We start from the raw sequence: 564 nt of genomic DNA on the forward strand, positions 1-564 counted from the left end.
CTGCGGATACACGTAGGCAGAACGCGAGGCTCATCGTTCATCTCTCACTGCCCGTTTCGTGGACCAACGATCTACACAGAGCGCCTCATTAACGGGGGGCGATTCCGGCTCTTTGTTTCGTCAAGAGCACACGTAAAAATACCGGTAGCGGGTATTCGCTACCGGTATATTAGCACTGCGCATATCTCAGCGCAAACAGTTACATATCACCACGCAACCGGGCCCGGACGTTTTCCGGCAGTGCCATCAGTTCCTCGTCATCGAGATTGGTGACATCCGCCGTTTCCTCTGGGCTCTGGCGGTTACCACGCCGATTCGTCGGTTCCGAGGGCTGCTTGTTGGCAACGTCCATCTTCTTCTCGACGTTCGGCTTGGTGCTGCGCTCCGGTTTCTTCGGCTGCGGTTCCGGTTCGGCATTGGCCGGCTTGAGCCCATGCTGAGCGGCCAGCACTTCGACAGCCCGCTCCACGGCAGCGGAACCGGTGTAGCCCTTCTGCGTGTAGAAGTCGTTGAGTTCAACCACTTCCTCGTTGAGCGCTTCGTCGAAGGACTCATTGTTGGGAT

At 57.4% G+C, this 564-nt stretch carries 1 protein-coding gene; it reads right to left on the reverse strand.

Annotated elements, in window-relative coordinates; all coding sequences use genetic code 11:
- Positions 1 to 199: 199 nt before the first annotated feature.
- The coding region (locus QT222_RS00065; RefSeq protein ID WP_491475906.1) for a hypothetical protein at positions 200 to 564 on the reverse strand (365 nt) is incomplete at its 5' end.

This window comes from Haloferax sp. s1 (genome assembly GCF_058382125.1).